General features: G+C 40.9%; 12 protein-coding genes. 5 read left to right on the top strand and 7 right to left on the bottom strand.

Features of this window, described 5'->3' with window-relative positions; genetic code table 11:
- Positions 1-176: 176 nt before the first annotated feature.
- Positions 177-1,019, top strand: coding sequence for an HDOD domain-containing protein (locus tag ACED29_RS01740; protein ID WP_182697881.1), 843 nt, complete (start codon positions 177-179; stop codon positions 1,017-1,019).
- A gap of 121 nt (positions 1,020-1,140) precedes the next feature.
- Positions 1,141-2,652 (top strand): bifunctional diguanylate cyclase/phosphodiesterase, encoded by a 1,512-nt coding sequence (locus ACED29_RS01735; RefSeq protein WP_182697882.1) that lies wholly within the window; start codon positions 1,141-1,143, stop codon positions 2,650-2,652.
- Between the two features lie 24 nt (positions 2,653-2,676).
- Here ACED29_RS01735 and ACED29_RS01730 read toward each other — a convergent pair whose 3' ends face one another.
- From ACED29_RS01730 to ettA, 7 genes are all read right to left on the bottom strand, one after another.
- Positions 2,677-3,108, bottom strand: coding sequence for an acyl-CoA thioesterase (locus tag ACED29_RS01730; RefSeq protein ID WP_371696835.1), 432 nt, complete (start codon positions 3,106-3,108; stop codon positions 2,677-2,679).
- A gap of 35 nt (positions 3,109-3,143) precedes the next feature.
- Positions 3,144-4,040 carry a substrate-binding periplasmic protein gene (locus ACED29_RS01725; protein WP_371696833.1) on the bottom strand — a complete coding sequence of 299 codons (897 nt, stop codon included), beginning with the start codon at positions 4,038-4,040 and terminating at the stop codon, positions 3,144-3,146.
- 324 nt (positions 4,041-4,364) lie between these two features.
- Positions 4,365-4,838, bottom strand: a complete 474-nt coding sequence (locus ACED29_RS01720; protein WP_124017604.1) for an NYN domain-containing protein — start codon at positions 4,836-4,838, stop codon at positions 4,365-4,367.
- 16 nt (positions 4,839-4,854) lie between these two features.
- Positions 4,855-7,959 carry a multidrug efflux RND transporter permease subunit gene (locus ACED29_RS01715; RefSeq protein WP_182697884.1) on the bottom strand — a complete coding sequence of 1,035 codons (3,105 nt, stop codon included), beginning with the start codon at positions 7,957-7,959 and terminating at the stop codon, positions 4,855-4,857.
- Complete coding sequence (locus tag ACED29_RS01710) at positions 7,959-8,996, bottom strand: efflux RND transporter periplasmic adaptor subunit (protein WP_371696919.1); 1,038 nt, start codon at positions 8,994-8,996, stop codon at positions 7,959-7,961. Before ACED29_RS01710 ends, ACED29_RS01715 begins: the two co-directional genes overlap by 1 nt.
- Before the next feature lie 327 nt (positions 8,997-9,323).
- Positions 9,324-10,559 (bottom strand): hypothetical protein, encoded by a 1,236-nt coding sequence (locus tag ACED29_RS01705; protein ID WP_182754869.1) that lies wholly within the window; start codon positions 10,557-10,559, stop codon positions 9,324-9,326.
- A 330-nt stretch (positions 10,560-10,889) separates the two neighbouring features.
- The gene (gene ettA, locus ACED29_RS01700) at positions 10,890-12,557 is read right to left on the bottom strand and encodes an energy-dependent translational throttle protein EttA (protein WP_124017600.1); all 1,668 of its coding nucleotides are present in this window, start codon (positions 12,555-12,557) and stop codon (positions 10,890-10,892) included.
- Between the two features lie 261 nt (positions 12,558-12,818).
- Between ettA and glyA the strand changes: the two genes are divergently transcribed.
- From glyA to ribD, 3 genes are all read left to right on the top strand, one after another.
- Positions 12,819-14,072 (top strand): serine hydroxymethyltransferase, encoded by a 1,254-nt coding sequence (glyA, locus tag ACED29_RS01695; protein WP_182697887.1) that lies wholly within the window; start codon positions 12,819-12,821, stop codon positions 14,070-14,072.
- Between the two features lie 114 nt (positions 14,073-14,186).
- Entirely contained in the window at positions 14,187-14,636 is a 450-nt protein-coding gene (nrdR, locus tag ACED29_RS01690; RefSeq protein ID WP_124017598.1) for a transcriptional regulator NrdR, read from the top strand.
- Positions 14,637-14,692: 56 nt separating this feature from the next.
- Entirely contained in the window at positions 14,693-15,838 is a 1,146-nt protein-coding gene (gene ribD, locus ACED29_RS01685) for a bifunctional diaminohydroxyphosphoribosylaminopyrimidine deaminase/5-amino-6-(5-phosphoribosylamino)uracil reductase RibD (protein ID WP_182754867.1), read from the top strand.
- Positions 15,839-15,876 lie beyond the last annotated feature (38 nt).

Here is a 15,876-nt window from a genome sequence, read left to right as displayed (position 1 = left end):
TATAGCCTTAGAATTTGTGAGGTCGGTTGTATTTTACAACTACTAATCTGGTTACCGAGCGACAAAGCTTAACGGAACGATATAATTAATTGGCTTCTCGTTAGTTGAGTAATCGCAAATGTTATCGCTTTGGGTATATAATCCAACATCAGTGGCTATTTATTTATGGAGACCTCATGTCTACGGAACATCAACTCTTGGTTGGACTATTAAAAAAGCTTAAAGATGATGCTTTAGTTTTACCAACACTGCCCGAAGTGGCCATGCGTGTTCAAGAAGTCGTGTCTCGTCAAGATTCAAGCCTCAAGCAAGTTGCTGACATTATTGGTCAAGATGCCGCTATTTCAGCGCGCATTATCAAAGTTGCCAACAGTGCTTTATATTCTCGTGGTAACAAAGCTGAAAATATTAATGCCGCTGTGAGTCGTATTGGTTTAGTACAAATTAAATCTATTACCACATCTGTTGCCATGGAGCAGTTATTTATCTCCACTAACGAAATGGTGTGGGAGGTGATGGATGAAGTATGGAAAACCTCTATTGAAGTGACAGCTTCCTCCGGTGCCATGTTAGAGATGTACAATAAACGTCACCCGAGTAAAAAATTAGACCGTGATACGCTTACTCTAGCTGGTTTAGTGCATAATATTGGTGCATTACCAGTATTAACCGAAGCGGAAGTTCATCCTGAGTTATTTAGCCGAATTGATGATTTACGCAGTTTAGTGCGTAAAATGCAGGGCCCTATTGGTCGCGCCGTATTAAAAACATGGGATTTTGCCCCTGAGGTAATGGAAGTGGTCGAACGATGGGCTGATCTTCATTACATGCCTGAAAAAGTATCTTATCTCGACTTTATCCGTTCGGCTGCATTTTACACGGGTGAACTGCGTGCCGGTGAAGAATTAGCTGAAAGATTGGGCGTCTTTGCACAAAGAGGCTTGCCTGTTACTGCAGAAGATCTTGCCAGTGATGAGTTCATTGATATGTATCATTCAATTAAGCAAAGTTACGAATAGTAGTATGTTGTGCTTATTTCACTGATATTATCAAATGAGTCAAACACAGATGATTAATATTAGTGATGTATTTTTGCGTTGAATACTGTGATGATTAAAATTGCAACATGATGAAGACTTAATGAATTACTTTTTGATAACGATGTTATGTATTATGGCGATCTTGCTGTGTAGCGTTGCACTTCTCTATTGGCGTCAGCATCGTTTTATTCAACAATTGACTCATTCGTTGCAATTACAATTACTTAATCAAGATTCATTCAACGTAGACTCAGCTTCAACTTCAACCTCATTAAAACCGCTCATTAACGTTCTTCACGACTTACATCAATCAAGCATCTTTAGTACCGAACGAGATAAGTTAACTGGCTTAGCTAACCGTGTCGGTTTTAAACGTAAAATGTTGTCTAAAATGCCCATGTCAGACGGCATGTTAGTGCTGATAGATATTCGACAATTTCGGTTTGTGAACGATTTGTTTGGTTTTTTATTTGGCGACAAATTTCTTAAAGCGTTTGCGAAGCGGATCGATAACCTTAATTGCAAAGCACAGTTTATCGCTCGAATGAACGGAAATGAGTTTCTATTGTTTTTTCACCAAAAATTGACAGTTGAGCAACTGCTTGAAATCAAAAGTGAATTACAAAAACCGTTTGAAATTGAACAGCAACCCATCAGTATCAAAATACAATTGGGTGTATTGTCATTAAGTGAACATCATGCCGAGGTCAGTTTGATGCTGCGCCGCTTAGATTTGGCATTAAAAAAAGCCAAAACATTAAAGCAAGCCATGGCATTTTATGATCAAGATGATGATAAAGCCCAATACAGAGAATTATTAATTATCAATGGCTTGCCTAAAGGGTTAAAGCAAAATCAGCTGTTTATGGTATTCCAACCCAAGTTAGATTTAAAAAGTGGTCACTGTAAGCAGGTTGAAGCGTTAATTCGTTGGCAGCATGACAGTTTGGGATTAATTTCGCCTAATGAGTTTATTCCATTAGCAGAACAAACTGGAATGATTAATATTTTGAGTACTTGGGTGTTAGATAACGTGCTAGCTCAACAAGTTAAATGGCGCAACACAGGGGTTTACGTTAATGTCGCCATTAATTTATCTTCTACTGATTTAGATAATCCCAATCTTGCCGCTGATGTTGCAAGTAAATTAGCTCAATATCTGGTGCCAGCCGAATCGATTACGATTGAAATCACTGAAAGTGTTTTAATGAAATCACTGGCACAAACCATTGTGACCTTAAATCAATTACGCGATATTGGGGTTAAACTTGCGATTGATGACTTTGGTACTGGCCACTCTTCTTTGGCTTATTTGCGTCATTTACCCGTTGATGAAGTGAAAATAGATAAAGCCTTTTTAGATGAGTTTGAAACTTCACCAGCGGCAAAGCAAATTGTTAAGACGAGTATCGATCTCGCTAAAAATCTGGGTTTTGAAGTGACGGTTGAAGGTGTTGAATCTAAGACAGTATTGGAAGCATTACATCATTTTGGGGTGGATACCATTCAAGGTGATTATTTTGCTAAACCTTTTACTGCCAGTGAGTTTGAGCACATATATCCGCAACTTAATTACCCACTCATCAGCTCTGCTCAAATTAACCAGCCATAAATTGTTATCCATAGCGCTAACGTCCTAAATCCTCTTGGATAGATGGGTTATTAATTCTGTCGGCATGGGCGCAAGTTGACGTTTCTGGTTCATACAGACCATTTCTATCGTTGCCGTTACTGCTGGTTTTTTCGCATTAGGTCGCCATATTTCCTGTTTCCACACTGTACGGTACTTACTTTCAAAATAAAATTGAGTACGTACATCAATAATATCAGCAAATTCAATGCCATCGTGACATAACATATCACTGCGATAAACAGCAAAACCCAATTGTTGTTGTTGCCAAAGTTGGCTGAGGATCTCTGCACCAATAACATGTTCACGAGCACGTTCGAAATACTTCAAAAAATTTGGATGATACACCACTCCTGAAAAGTCAGTATCTTCATAATAAATTTGTACTGAAAAAGAGTGCACTGGGCTGTATTGTTGTTGCGCAGGGACACGACTCATTACACTATGACCTTATGTTATTTACTGTGTTGCTATTAATCATTTAGGGGCAGAAGTAATTGCTGGTATTTACCCTGTTTTTTTAGTGCTATTAGTCCTTTGTCGAGTAACTCACTAAGGTGTTTTGATTGCGGATTAAGTTTAGAAAAAGCGACAAATATTTTACTGGTATGATTGTTAAATTTAGCTTGTATATCATTGTTAACTCCCATCCGCTTGATGTAAACGTCAGCAACAAGATCATACATGATAGCAGAGTCAATTCTGCCCACTAGTAACAAATTAGTTAATTGGCGTTGGCTATCTACAGTGATAACTTGGAGCTTTCGTTTTTCTACCAGTGTTGTGAATTCATCTCCATACTCATAGCCATTGATAATACCTATGGTGCTTTCGGTTGGCAGTTGCCATTTATTTTTTGCAACCGTAGGATAATCTTTGGCAAAGAAAAAAGAAGCCGTTATGGTAAAAAGAGGTTCATTACCGAAAACAAATCGGTCAATTGTACTTTGCTCTCTGGTAACATTAAATACGCCATCAACCGAGCCTCGTTCAGTCATAATTAATCCGCGAGCATAAGGGACTACAATAGTTGAGATGTTAACATCAACTTGCTCAAAAGCATGACGGATAATGTTGTGGGAAATACCTCGACCAAATTCATCAGCAAAGGGTGGCCAGCTATCTTCAGCGGCTAGCGTAATTGATAATGGTTGTGCCACGGTATTGTGTATAGAAAGGAAACTGACAATAGTCATTAATATTAAAAATAAGTAATGTATTAATAAGCCAGAATATTTTGGCAGTAAAATGCAATCAAAAAGTACATTTTTTTGATATGTTGACGACATATAATCCTTTATCGAACAGTCCTGTAATGGCAAGGCAATAATAGCACTTCTAGTAATAAAGTGATATTTCATGTTTTTCATCATCAGTCCATTCTGTGAACTTTTAGTGATTAAGCGCTTGTTATATAAGTTTTTCGATTATCGATAAGCGTAATCGGCACCCGTTACTGTATTCTTATATTCGATAAATTAGCCTGGCTTAAATCCATTTGATACTGACCAATATCATTGAAGTTAAACTGCATCGGTTTGTTAATTTATGCGGTTATTCTATTGTGTTAGAACTTATGCAGTGTTGCTGTAATGGACTACAGTTGTGTGGCGCTAAGTTGTGGCTAATGAGGTTTTTAGCACGCAAGGGTCACTTGGTATCGCTGATTGGCACAAGCTTACGTTTTATATTATCTAGATCAATAATGGTGCTTCGATAGCGGTAAATTGTTGGCATTGATCGGTTAAAGATTTTGCTGTGAGGCGCTCAACACTTAATACGTGGGTATAGCATGTGGTTGTTTGGTTTATCTTTTTGAGTAATAAATCAAAATCACCATCACCAGAGAGTAAAATAACTTCATCTACCGTGGGCGCTATCTCGAGCATATCGATGGTGATCCCCACATCCCAATCTCCTTTAGCCGAACCATCACTACGCTGAATATAGGGCTTAGTTTTTACGTTAAAGCCAATGTGTTTTAGCGCGTCTTGAAACTTTACCTGTCCATCATCAGCTGGCGCAATAGCATAAGCGATAGCATGAGAAATGTTCCCTCGTGCCGATAACTGCTTATACAAGGCTCGGTAATTAAACGAACGACCAAAACCTTGCTTACAGGTGTAATAAATATTTTGCACATCTACAAATACGGCAAGCGTTGTCATTATTACACCTGAAAAATTAAGGCTTTTGCGCTTGTTGAGCGGCAATAGCATTATTAAGTTGTTCTTCTACAAACCCAGGAGAGTGGGTTGACGAAGAAATAAGTCGGTACATTGCGGGGATCACTAATAAAGTTACCATGGTCGCAAATGCCATGCCAAAGAATATCACAGTTCCAACAGCAATACGGCTTTCACTCCCTGCGCCGGTAGAGACGATCAACGGTATTGCACCAATTAATGTGGTGAATGCCGTCATTAATATCGGCCGTAAACGACGTGCTGATGCATCAATAATGGCATTGTCCAGCGATAAGCCTCGATCGCGTAATTGATTGGCAAACTCGACAATTAAAATCCCGTTTTTAGTGACCATACCAATTAACATTATCATGCCTATTTGGCTGTAAATATTCATCCCTTGATGGGTAAGCACTAAACCTATAAAACCACCAAAAATGCCCATAGGAACGGTAAACATTACCACCGCTGGGTTGATGAAGCTTTCAAATTGAGCTGCCAATACTAGATAAGCAATCAGCAATGCTAAACCAAACACTATCATTACCCCGGATTGATTTTCTTTAAAATCTTTTGACTCACCTGTGTAAGCAATAGAGATATCGCTGGGTAGCAATGTTATTGCGCGTTGCTCTAAAAAGTCTAGCGCTTCCCCAAGGGTATAACCTTCACCTAAATTGGCTTTGATGGTGATCGATTTTTGTTTATTGGTATGACTCAATCTCTGTGGCGATGCGACTTCTTCAACATGAGTAACAGTATCAAGGGTAATGAGTTGGCCTCTGCTTGAACGGAAGTAAATCTTGCTAAGATCAGTGATGCTATTAAAGCTGTTTTCATCACCACGAAGGTAGACATCATACTCTTCACCGCGTTCGACAAACGTTGTCTCTTTGCGTCCACCTAGCATAATTTCTAATGTGGTGGAGATTTCTTCCACACTGATACCGAGTTCAGCAGCTCGCTGTTTATCAACAGTAACAACCAGTTCTGGGGTTGTTTCCGCATAATCTAAATCAGCCCCTGAAAGCATCGGACTTGCATCAGCCTCTTGTTGAAGCACTTGAGCCCATTTGAATAACTCCGAATAGTCAGAGCCTCCGAGCACAAACTGCACCGGTTCACTGGATTGACCTCTAAATCCTGGCAGCATAGGGCGTACCATCACATCGGGAATATCTTTTAAGGTTTGAGCGATTAATGCCAGTGCTTGTTTAATATTAGTGTCACGATCTTGCCAATCTTCCAGCTGGATGATGGCAAATCCTGTTTGGTCTCCGGCTCGACCACCAAATGCTGGTGCTTCAACACTGAATGATTTCACTACACCTTGACCTAACAGTGGCATCAATCTACTTTCAACAATATCCATGTTGGCGATCATACGATTATAACTGGTGCCTTCGGCGCCTTTAATAAACGCAAATAACACGCCGCGATCTTCTTGTGGTGACAGCTGTGAAGGGACTTGTTGCATCAGCATGTAGCTACCACCAATGCAAGCGATGATAATCAGCGGTGCTGCTATACGCCAGCGTAATGCCCATTTAACCAATCTACGATAACCTCGTTCCATACGGGCAAACCCATTATCGATAGCAATATTAAAACGATTTTTCTTCACATTGGCTTTTAAGAGTTTACTGCTCATTACTGGCGTTAGCGTTAGGGCGATAAGTGATGAAAACAGCACCGACATCGCCAGCATCACCGAAAACTCGGTAAACAGTAATCCAACCATGCCATCCATAAATGAAATAGGTAAAAACACCATTACCAAAACTAGTGTGGTGGAAATAACCGCAAAGCCAACCTCGCGCGTTCCCTTATAAGCAGCGAGGATCGGTTCTTCACCTTGCTCAATATGGTGGAAGATATTCTCAACGACTACGATAGCGTCATCAACCACCAGTCCAATAGCTAAAATCAGTGCCATTAGGGTTAATAAGTTAATTGAATAACCTAAGCTGTATGCCGCTATAAATGCAGCAATTAATGATACCGGAACCGTCACCGCAGGAATAAGCGTTGCGCGCACTTGTCCGATAAAAATGTACAACACCAGGATAACCAGTACACCAGTAATAAACAGGGTGTTGTATACCTCATTAATTGAGCGTGCAATAAACACGTTAGCATCATAATCAACAATCAGTTTTGTGCCTTCTGGCAGGAAACTCTGCACTTTATCGACTTCTTGTTGTACTCGCGTCGAGATGTCTAATGGATTGGCATCTGATTGTGGCACTATGCCGAGACTTAAGTTAACAATGCCGTTACTTTTAAAGGTCGAGTTTTCATTCTCTGCACCGACAAACACGCTCGCGACATCTTTAAGGTAAATCGGTGTGCCATCATCTGCGGTGTGAACCACTAGATAATTAAAGTCTTCTGGGCTGTAATAGAGTCGTTTCGTTCTGACTGACATGACGGTCGTGTCATTGCGAACTTCACCACCGGGTGTTTCAAGGTTTTCAGTATTCAATGCACTGATAATGTCGTTGGTGGTAACATTTCTACCGGCCATTAATTGCGGTTTTAGCTGCACATACATGACTTTGTATAAGCCACCAGAAATATTAACCGAGCTCACACCAGTAATTAAGCTAAATCTGTCTTCTAATACTCGCTGGGCGTAATCGGTCAGCTGAGTACGGTCCATATTTTCAGAGCTTAAGTTGACGTAAATTGATGGCTCACCCGTGCCATTATCTTTAGATACAATTGGATCGTTTGCTTCATCAGGTAAGCGACGTTGTGCTTTTGCTACGGCGTCACGGACGTCACTTACGCCTTCAGTTAAGTCCCAACCCAGCTCAAATTTGATTGAAATACGTGACATGCCATTTCGAGTCGTTGAGGTGATTTCATCAATACCACTAATACCTGTTAATTCATCTTCGAGATTTTTAGTGATTTTACTTTCCATTATCGTCGCCGATGCACCGCTATAAGTGGTCATCACTGTTACGACAGGATTTTGCACGTCGGGCATTTCTCTCACCGACAGTTTGGAGAAAGACACTAAACCAAATACGCACAGCAACAGACTTAATACAATCGCAACAACAGGGCGCTTAACAGCCGTATCACTTAGCCACATTATTTATGCTCCTGTTGCGCAGGAGACGTTTCCGATTGAGTCGCTAACTCTTTCACTTTGACACCATCACGCATGTTGACCAAGCCTTGAACTACGATGTGATCACCAATGTTGATACCAGACTCCAGTAAGACTTGGTCTTTAATTCTTGCGCCTAACATTACTTGTGTACGGGTGGCGATATTATGCTTATCGATCACGTAGACATACCGTTTTGTACCTGAATATTCAAGAGCTTGTACTGGCACTATTGGTGATGACACACTTGGAAATACTAGCGTAGCTGACATCATCATACCGGGCTTTAATTGACCCTTTTGATTATCAAACTGACTGCGAATGTTGAGGTTGAGTGTGGCTGAATTGACACGAGGGTCAATGGCGATAATTTTGCCTGTGAAGGTGGTTTTATTCCAAGCTCTACTGGTCGCCTTGACTGACATTCCCGTGCTGAGTTGTGATAAATAATGCTCTGGCACTTGTAAGTCCAACTGAAGCACAGACAAGTCATCAAGTGATAATAGAGACTCATTAATGGTAACCATTTTTCCGCGACTGAAATTGACTAGGCCGGTATTACCCGAAAAGGGCGCAGTTAATGTATGGTAGTCAAGGTCAGTTTTGGCTGATTCTAGTCGGGCAAAAGCGATATCAACAGTCGATTTTTGCGCTTCTATTTCAGTTTGGGTAATGGCGTTAACATGGATTAACTTGTTAAATTCGTTAAGCTTGCGAACTTCATCTTGATAATAAGCTTGGGCTTCGGTCACGCTGGCTTTAGCTTTACGGTTATCAAGCGTCAGTAATGCTTGCCCTTGCTTGACGTATTGATTGGATGTGACTTCTATATTATCTATTTTGCCTGCAACTTGCGGGGCTATCATTACTGAGTGAGTCGCGACAAGTTTTCCTATTAAGGTAATTGATTGTGAAAGCTCATGTTGTTCAACGATGGCTGTGATAACAGGCACAACTTTTTCTGCGTGCATAGCCTTGGGCGCGGCGTTAACTGTGTGAACAAATCCAACATATCCCATAATCAATATGGTAGTTGAAAAAAGATATTGGCTAAGTTTTTTGATCATCTGAGTACACATCTCTATAAACAATAATGGAAGGTGTCGTTGCGCGACGACATTGGCTAATGGCTAGCCGGTGATTGATGTTTGGGTATTGTAATTATTTTTGCTTAATTGAGCGTAAAGTAATGTAAATCTTTCGATTTTCTTTGTAACAAGGCGCATATGAAGCGAGGGGGGCAACAATTAATCGTCACAAAAAAGCCATATCAGTTGATATGGCTTTTATTTAAGTGTTGGTTTCATCGCTAGAGCAAGATCTTCATTATGCCTGCAATATAACCATTACTTATTAACGGGTTCATTTGTAAACTCTATGTTTTGTTTTTTATTTGCTGGGGCAACACCCATAAAATATTCGTAGCTGTTATCTGATGAGTTCTTTTTAGCATCATCGTCACTTAGCTTAATACTGGTTTGGTCAGAGAATAGAGTGTACTTAGCTTTGGTTTGTTGTACTGAAGGTTGGACTTGTTTAGGCGCCTGCTTAAGGATAACGTTTTTCACCTCAGCCGTGTCCATTTTAGGTTTGTTACTGACTTTTTGAGTAGAAGCAACCTCATTGAATTTGTAGTTAAATACTCCATTACCTTCAATGTTTTCGACACTTGATTTATCTTGATTTTGGTATGAAGCTAAAATGCCATGTTTACCTAAAGGGATCTCGTGAAACAGTTTTTTACCTGTACCCACCTTGGTGCCATTTACATACCAATCAGCTGGAACATTACTGATTAACGTCACCATCGCCGATACTAAACCTAGTTTTTCATTCAGTATAGTGTCGATTTTGTTGTTATATGAAGGTTTAAATTTCATCGCGACTTTATAGTGAAGATCGCCTTTCATATTCATGTTGGCATCAAGAACTTCATATGACAATAAAACACTTTTATCGTTTAAAAATGGTGATTCATTGCGAGTATTAGATAAAATGCTGCTTTTAGACTCTTTCAAACAATCTGCGATAGTTTGGTATTTTGAACATTCAGTAGAGCCATTGATATTGACTGGCAAAGTACTCGTTGATTTTGACAAGTCTGCGATTAAACGATTCGTGATATCGGTTTTAAGTTTAAATAATTGCTGACTTTTAGTTGTGCGTTTATTATTTATTACTTCATATTCAGACAGAATTTCGACTTTTTCAGTTTCCAGAAGTTTACTGTCTTGCTCTGCTTTAAGGGTCAGTTCATCGACTAGATTGACAGAGTCTTCAATTTTTTTATAGGTATCTGCAAGCGCTGTTTTGGCTCGAATGACCTTAGGTAATTCTGTAATCAACTCGTTGTATCGATTTTGTTCTGCAACAATCGTCTTCTTTATATTTTCTATGTCGTAGGCTTTTTTATTAAGCTGTGAGAACTTGTCGTTAACTGTGATCAGCAGAGTATCAATATCATATTGATCTTCAATCTTATTGAGGGTCTGCTTTTCTGACGAGGTAATGACTTCGAGTGCCGCAAATGAGTTGCTAGCGTATAAGCACAATAAAGCAAGGCTGATTGAACCGTATCTCACTGATATCTCCATTAAATTTCTCTTCAAGCTAGAACCATCGACACTCTGTAATGCGCTGAGTGTAATCAGCAAAGAGTAAAATAATCCATTAATATTTTATGATACTGAAGTTATTTTGGCTTTACAAACAGATTTAGTGCATTACTTACAATAAATTGACAGTTTTTTGACACATGTTGATATTTCTACAGAGCATTCTCAATAATAACCTTCCACATACGAGCTAATATAATAAAGCAGAGCTTAGGGCTCTGCTTTATTTGATATTTCTTTTTCAACACTATCACTCAAGTTTAACAATTGTTAACCATTTGTGTGCAAGTGTTTAGGTTACTTGTTTAAGCGCTTGTATTTTAATCGATGAGGTTCAACGACATCAGTTCCTAAGGTATTCTTTAACCAAGTTGAATACTCAGTATAATTGCCTTCATAGAAGTTCACTTTGCCTTCGTCTCGATAATCCAAAATATGAGTTGCAATGCGGTCGAGGAACCAACGGTCATGAGAAATAACCATTGCACACCCAGGAAACTCTAATAAGGCTTCTTCGAGAGCTCGCAATGTTTCGATGTCTAAATCGTTGGTGGGTTCATCGAGTAGCAATACGTTGCCACCAGCTTGCAATAATTTGGCTAAATGTACTCGGTTGCGCTCACCACCCGATAAGGTGCCGATGATTTTTTGCTGGTCGCCACCACGGAAGTTAAAGCGGCCAACATAAGCACGGCTCGATATCTCGGTGTTGTTGATACGCATAATATCGTGACCGCCAGATATCTCTTGCCAGACAGTATTTTTATCATTCATTGAATCGCGGAACTGATCTACTGAGGCGATTTGAACCGACTCACCGACAGAAATATCGCCACTGTCCGGTTGTTCATCACCTGAGATCATTTTGAACAAGGTTGATTTACCGGCACCGTTAGCACCAATAATACCGACAATTGCCCCTTTGGGGACTGTGAAGGTTAGGTCGTCAATTAGTACGCGGTCACCATATGACTTGGTTAAATTAGTCACTTCGATCACTTTATCACCAAGGCGTGGCCCTGGCGGAATGAACAACTCATTAGTTTCGTTACGTTTTTGATAATCGTTAGTGTTGAGTTCTTCAAAACGAGCCATACGGGCTTTGCCCTTAGACTGACGACCTTTGGCACCTTGTCTTACCCATTCTAGTTCTTTAGCAATGGTTTTTTGACGAGCGCTTTCGGTAGAAGACTCTTGCTGTAAACGGGCGTCTTTTTGCTCAAGCCAAGATGAGTAGTTGCCTTGCCATGGAATACCTTCACCGCGATCGAGCTCTAAAATCCAGCCTGCAGCATTATCTAAGAAATAGCGGTCATGGGTAATCGCCACGACTGTACCAGTATATTCTTGTAAAAAATGCTCTAGCCAAGCCACTGACTCAGCATCTAAGTGGTTGGTCGGTTCGTCAAGTAATAGCATTTCAGGCTTTTCAAGTAACAAGCGACAAATTGCGACACGTCGGCGTTCACCACCAGAAAGTACAGCTATTTTTTCATCCCAATCGGGGAGGCGTAACGCATTTGCTGCACGTTCCAGAATATGATCAATATTGTGAGCATCTTGAGATTGGATAATAGCTTCTAGTTGACCTTGCTCTTTAGCGAGGGCATCAAAATCAGCATCGGGCTCAGCATAAGCCGCATAAACCTCATCTAAACGGGTTAGGGCATTTTTAGCTTCACTTAAGGCTTCTTCAACGGCTTCGCGAACCGTTTGTTGCTCATTTAAGCGAGGTTCCTGGGGTAAATAACCAATTTTCAATCCAGGCATTGGGCGTGCTTCACCTTCGATTTCAGTGTCGATGCCGGCCATAATACGCAGTAATGTCGATTTACCTGAACCGTTTAAGCCGAGCACACCAATTTTGGCGCCAGGAAAGAAACTTAATGAAATATCTTTTAAAATCTGCTTTTTAGGCGGGACAATTTTACCCACACGAAGCATGCTGTATACAAACTGAGCCATAATAATACTGTCTAATTGTCAATAAAGATGATGATAATTCTACTGTATTATAGGCTGAACTCAACAGGCAATTGTGTGATTTGCTCCTGAGTGTTTTTTCGGCCACATAAGATCTAAAATTTGCCAGTCTATTGGCATAAACATGAATCGTTTTGTATTCAGAACACAGTGAATTTCATGTTGTTTATACTGTAAATCATTATCGTTGCAGAGTAGAATACGCCGCAACCCTACTATATAGATAATGATGTTGGAGCTACCATGTTGAAGAAAGCGATGAATATTGCGGATTATGATCCAGAATTATTTAAAGCCATTGAAGATGAAACTTGTCGTCAAGAAGAACACATTGAATTGATTGCATCTGAAAACTATACCAGTCCACGTGTGATGGAAGCGCAAGGTTCTCAGTTAACTAACAAGTATGCTGAAGGTTATCCAGGTAAGCGTTACTATGGTGGGTGCGAATACGTTGATGTGGTTGAAACATTAGCGATTGAACGCGCAAAAGAATTATTTGGTGCCACATATGCCAACGTGCAGCCTCATTCTGGTTCACAAGCTAACAGTGCGGTATTTATGGCGCTATTAAAGCCAGGTGACACTGTATTAGGTATGAACTTAGCCCACGGCGGTCACTTAACTCACGGTTCACCAGTTAACTTTTCCGGCAAGCTTTACAACATCATTCCTTACGGCATCGACGAGTCAGGTAAAATTGACTATGACGAAATGGAACGCTTAGCTATTGAGCACAAGCCTAAGATGATGATCGGCGGTTTTTCGGCATTTTCAGGCATAGTCGATTGGGCTAAAATGCGTGAGATTGCTGATAAAGTTGGTGCTTATTTGCTTGTTGATATGGCTCACGTTGCTGGCTTAGTGGCTGCAGATGTTTATCCAACGCCTGTGCCTCATGCACACGTTGTGACCTCAACAACCCATAAAACATTGGCTGGCCCACGTGGCGGTATTATTATTTCTGCAGCTAATGATGAAGACTTATATAAAAAGTTGAACTCAGCGGTATTCCCTGGTGGCCAAGGTGGCCCTTTAATGCATGTTATCGCCGGTAAAGCGGTTGCATTTAAAGAAGCATTAGAGCCAGAGTTTAAAGTATATCAACAGCAAGTTGTTAAAAATGCTAAAGCTATGGTAAGTGTGTTTTTAGATCGTGGTTACAAAATTGTTTCTGGCGGTACAGAAAACCATTTAATGTTGGTTGATTTAATTGGTCGTGATTTAACGGGTAAAGAAGCAGATGCTGCATTGGGCAATGCCAACATTACCGTGAACAAAAACTCAGTACCTGATGATCCACGTTCACCGTTCGTCACCTCTGGTGTTCGTATTGGAACACCGGCAATTACTCGTCGTGGCTTTAAAGAAGCAGAAGCGAAAGAGTTAACCGGCTGGATTTGTGACATTCTTGATGATGCATCTAACGCCGAAGTGGCTGAACGAGTGAAAGGTCAAGTGTTGGCATTATGTGCTCGATTCCCTGTATACGGTTAATCGTCTCTTGATGCCTGTTGAAAAGGTTTAGGTTAACCTTGTTCAACAAATAGGATAAACTTTAATGGCCGCTAATTGTTAGCGGCCATTTTGTTTTTTTCTGCAGGAGGCTCAATGCATTGCCCTTTTTGTAGCGCGACCGATACCAAAGTTATAGATTCTCGATTAGTGGCTGATGGTCACCAAGTTCGTCGCCGCCGGGAATGTACCGAATGCCATGAGCGTTTCACTACCTTTGAGGGTGCAGAATTAGTGATGCCCAGAGTGATTAAACGTGACGGTACTCGTCAACCCTTTGATGAAGAAAAGCTCCGTGGCGGCATGCTGCGTGCCGTTGAAAAACGTCCTGTTTCAATCGATGAAATTGAACAAGCATTGACTAAAATCAAATCAACGCTGCGCGCAACGGGCGAACGCGAAGTTAATTCTGAAATGATTGGTAATCTTATGATGGAACAGTTGATGAACCTTGATAAAGTGGCTTATATCCGCTTTGCATCAGTTTATCGAGCATTTGAAGATGTATCACAATTTGGTGAGGCCATTGCCAAATTACAAAAGTAATGGCGACAAATATCATCCTTTTATGACGGCATCTGAGCAATAAGAGACTACCTAATATGGCTAACTTTTCTACCTTCGACACTCAAATGATGAGCCGTGCGATAGCACTCGCCGAGAAAGGTCGTTATACCACTCGGCCAAATCCTTGTGTCGGTTGCGTCATTGTCGCCAATGGTCAGATTATCGGTGAAGGTTATCACCAGCGTGCAGGCCAGGGCCACGCCGAAGTCAATGCGCTTAAAATGGTTCGCGATAATGGCTTTTCGGCACAAGATGCTACCGCGTATGTCACTCTTGAGCCGTGTAGCCATTACGGCCGTACACCACCTTGTGCTTTAGGCTTAATTAATGCCAAGGTCGCTCGAGTTGTTATTGCTGTTACCGATGCCAATCCACAGGTTGCTGGCCGCGGTATCAGCATGTTACGTGATGCAGGTATTCAAGTTGATATCGGATTACTGACAGAGCAAGCTTATGCGCTAAATTTGGGTTTCATGAAGCGGATGAAAACTGGCTTGCCTTGGGTGACAGTGAAAATAGCCGCCAGTTTAGACGGTAAAACAGCCCTGTCGAATGGAGTGTCAAAGTGGATTACCGGTGACGCTGCCAGGGCAGATGTGCAAAAGTATCGAGCCAGGCATTGCGCATTAATCACTGGGGTTGAAACTATTCTTGTTGATGACCCTAGCTTAAATGTCCGTTATGAAGCGCTCGGTGAATTAACCACTTGTCATACGCAAGAAGACATATTCCAGCCTTTAAGGGTGGTGCTTGATAGCCAAGCTAGATTAACGTCAGCCCAGCAGTTATTTTCGATTCAAAGTCCTATTTTACTGGTTTCAGGCTGTGCATATTCTGACAAGGTCAAAATTGACTTTCCACAGCACGTTGATTTTCTGCAATTAGAGTGTGACTCGTCAGGTAGAATCCCTTTGTTAGCTTTGCTAACGTATTTAGGTCAGCATAGCAATAGCGTGTTAGTTGAAGCTGGGGCAACGTTAGCCGGCGCATTTGTTGCTCAAGGTCTCGCTGATGAAGTAGTGCTTTATCAGGCTGCTAAACTTTTAGGCAGCCATGGACGTAATATGTTGCAGCTACCCGATTACAGTGCGATGGATCAAACACCGTCGTTGCAATTAATCGATGAGCGTAGCATTGGACAAGATAAGCGATATATCCTTAGATATAATCAATCGTATTAATGTGCGAGTGCTTAGGCGAAAACCCGAGCAAGAGCAAA

Source organism: Shewanella sp. 5S214, assembly GCF_041439795.1.
GTDB classification, from domain to species: domain Bacteria; phylum Pseudomonadota; class Gammaproteobacteria; order Enterobacterales; family Shewanellaceae; genus Shewanella; species Shewanella vesiculosa.
Note: the sequence above shows the minus strand (reverse complement) of the source record. Positions and strands in the feature narration are given on the sequence as shown.

Excerpts from the sequence above, each read along its gene's own strand:
- ettA (WP_124017600.1), bottom strand. The coding sequence starts at position 12,557 with ATGGCTCAGTTTGTATACAGCATGCTTCGTGTGGGTAAAATTGTCCCG.
- ACED29_RS01740 (WP_182697881.1), top strand. The coding sequence starts at position 177 with ATGTCTACGGAACATCAACTCTTGGTTGGACTATTAAAAAAGCTTAAA.
- ACED29_RS01720 (WP_124017604.1), bottom strand. The coding sequence starts at position 4,838 with ATGACAACGCTTGCCGTATTTGTAGATGTGCAAAATATTTATTACACC.
- ACED29_RS01735 (WP_182697882.1), top strand. The coding sequence starts at position 1,141 with ATGAATTACTTTTTGATAACGATGTTATGTATTATGGCGATCTTGCTG.
- ribD (WP_182754867.1), top strand. The coding sequence starts at position 14,693 with ATGGCTAACTTTTCTACCTTCGACACTCAAATGATGAGCCGTGCGATA.
- glyA (WP_182697887.1), top strand. The coding sequence starts at position 12,819 with ATGTTGAAGAAAGCGATGAATATTGCGGATTATGATCCAGAATTATTT.
- ACED29_RS01715 (WP_182697884.1), bottom strand. The coding sequence starts at position 7,959 with ATGTGGCTAAGTGATACGGCTGTTAAGCGCCCTGTTGTTGCGATTGTA.
- ACED29_RS01710 (WP_371696919.1), bottom strand. The coding sequence starts at position 8,996 with ATGGGATATGTTGGATTTGTTCACACAGTTAACGCCGCGCCCAAGGCT.
- ACED29_RS01725 (WP_371696833.1), bottom strand. The coding sequence starts at position 4,040 with ATGAAAAACATGAAATATCACTTTATTACTAGAAGTGCTATTATTGCC.
- nrdR (WP_124017598.1), top strand. The coding sequence starts at position 14,187 with ATGCATTGCCCTTTTTGTAGCGCGACCGATACCAAAGTTATAGATTCT.
- ACED29_RS01730 (WP_371696835.1), bottom strand. The coding sequence starts at position 3,108 with ATGAGTCGTGTCCCTGCGCAACAACAATACAGCCCAGTGCACTCTTTT.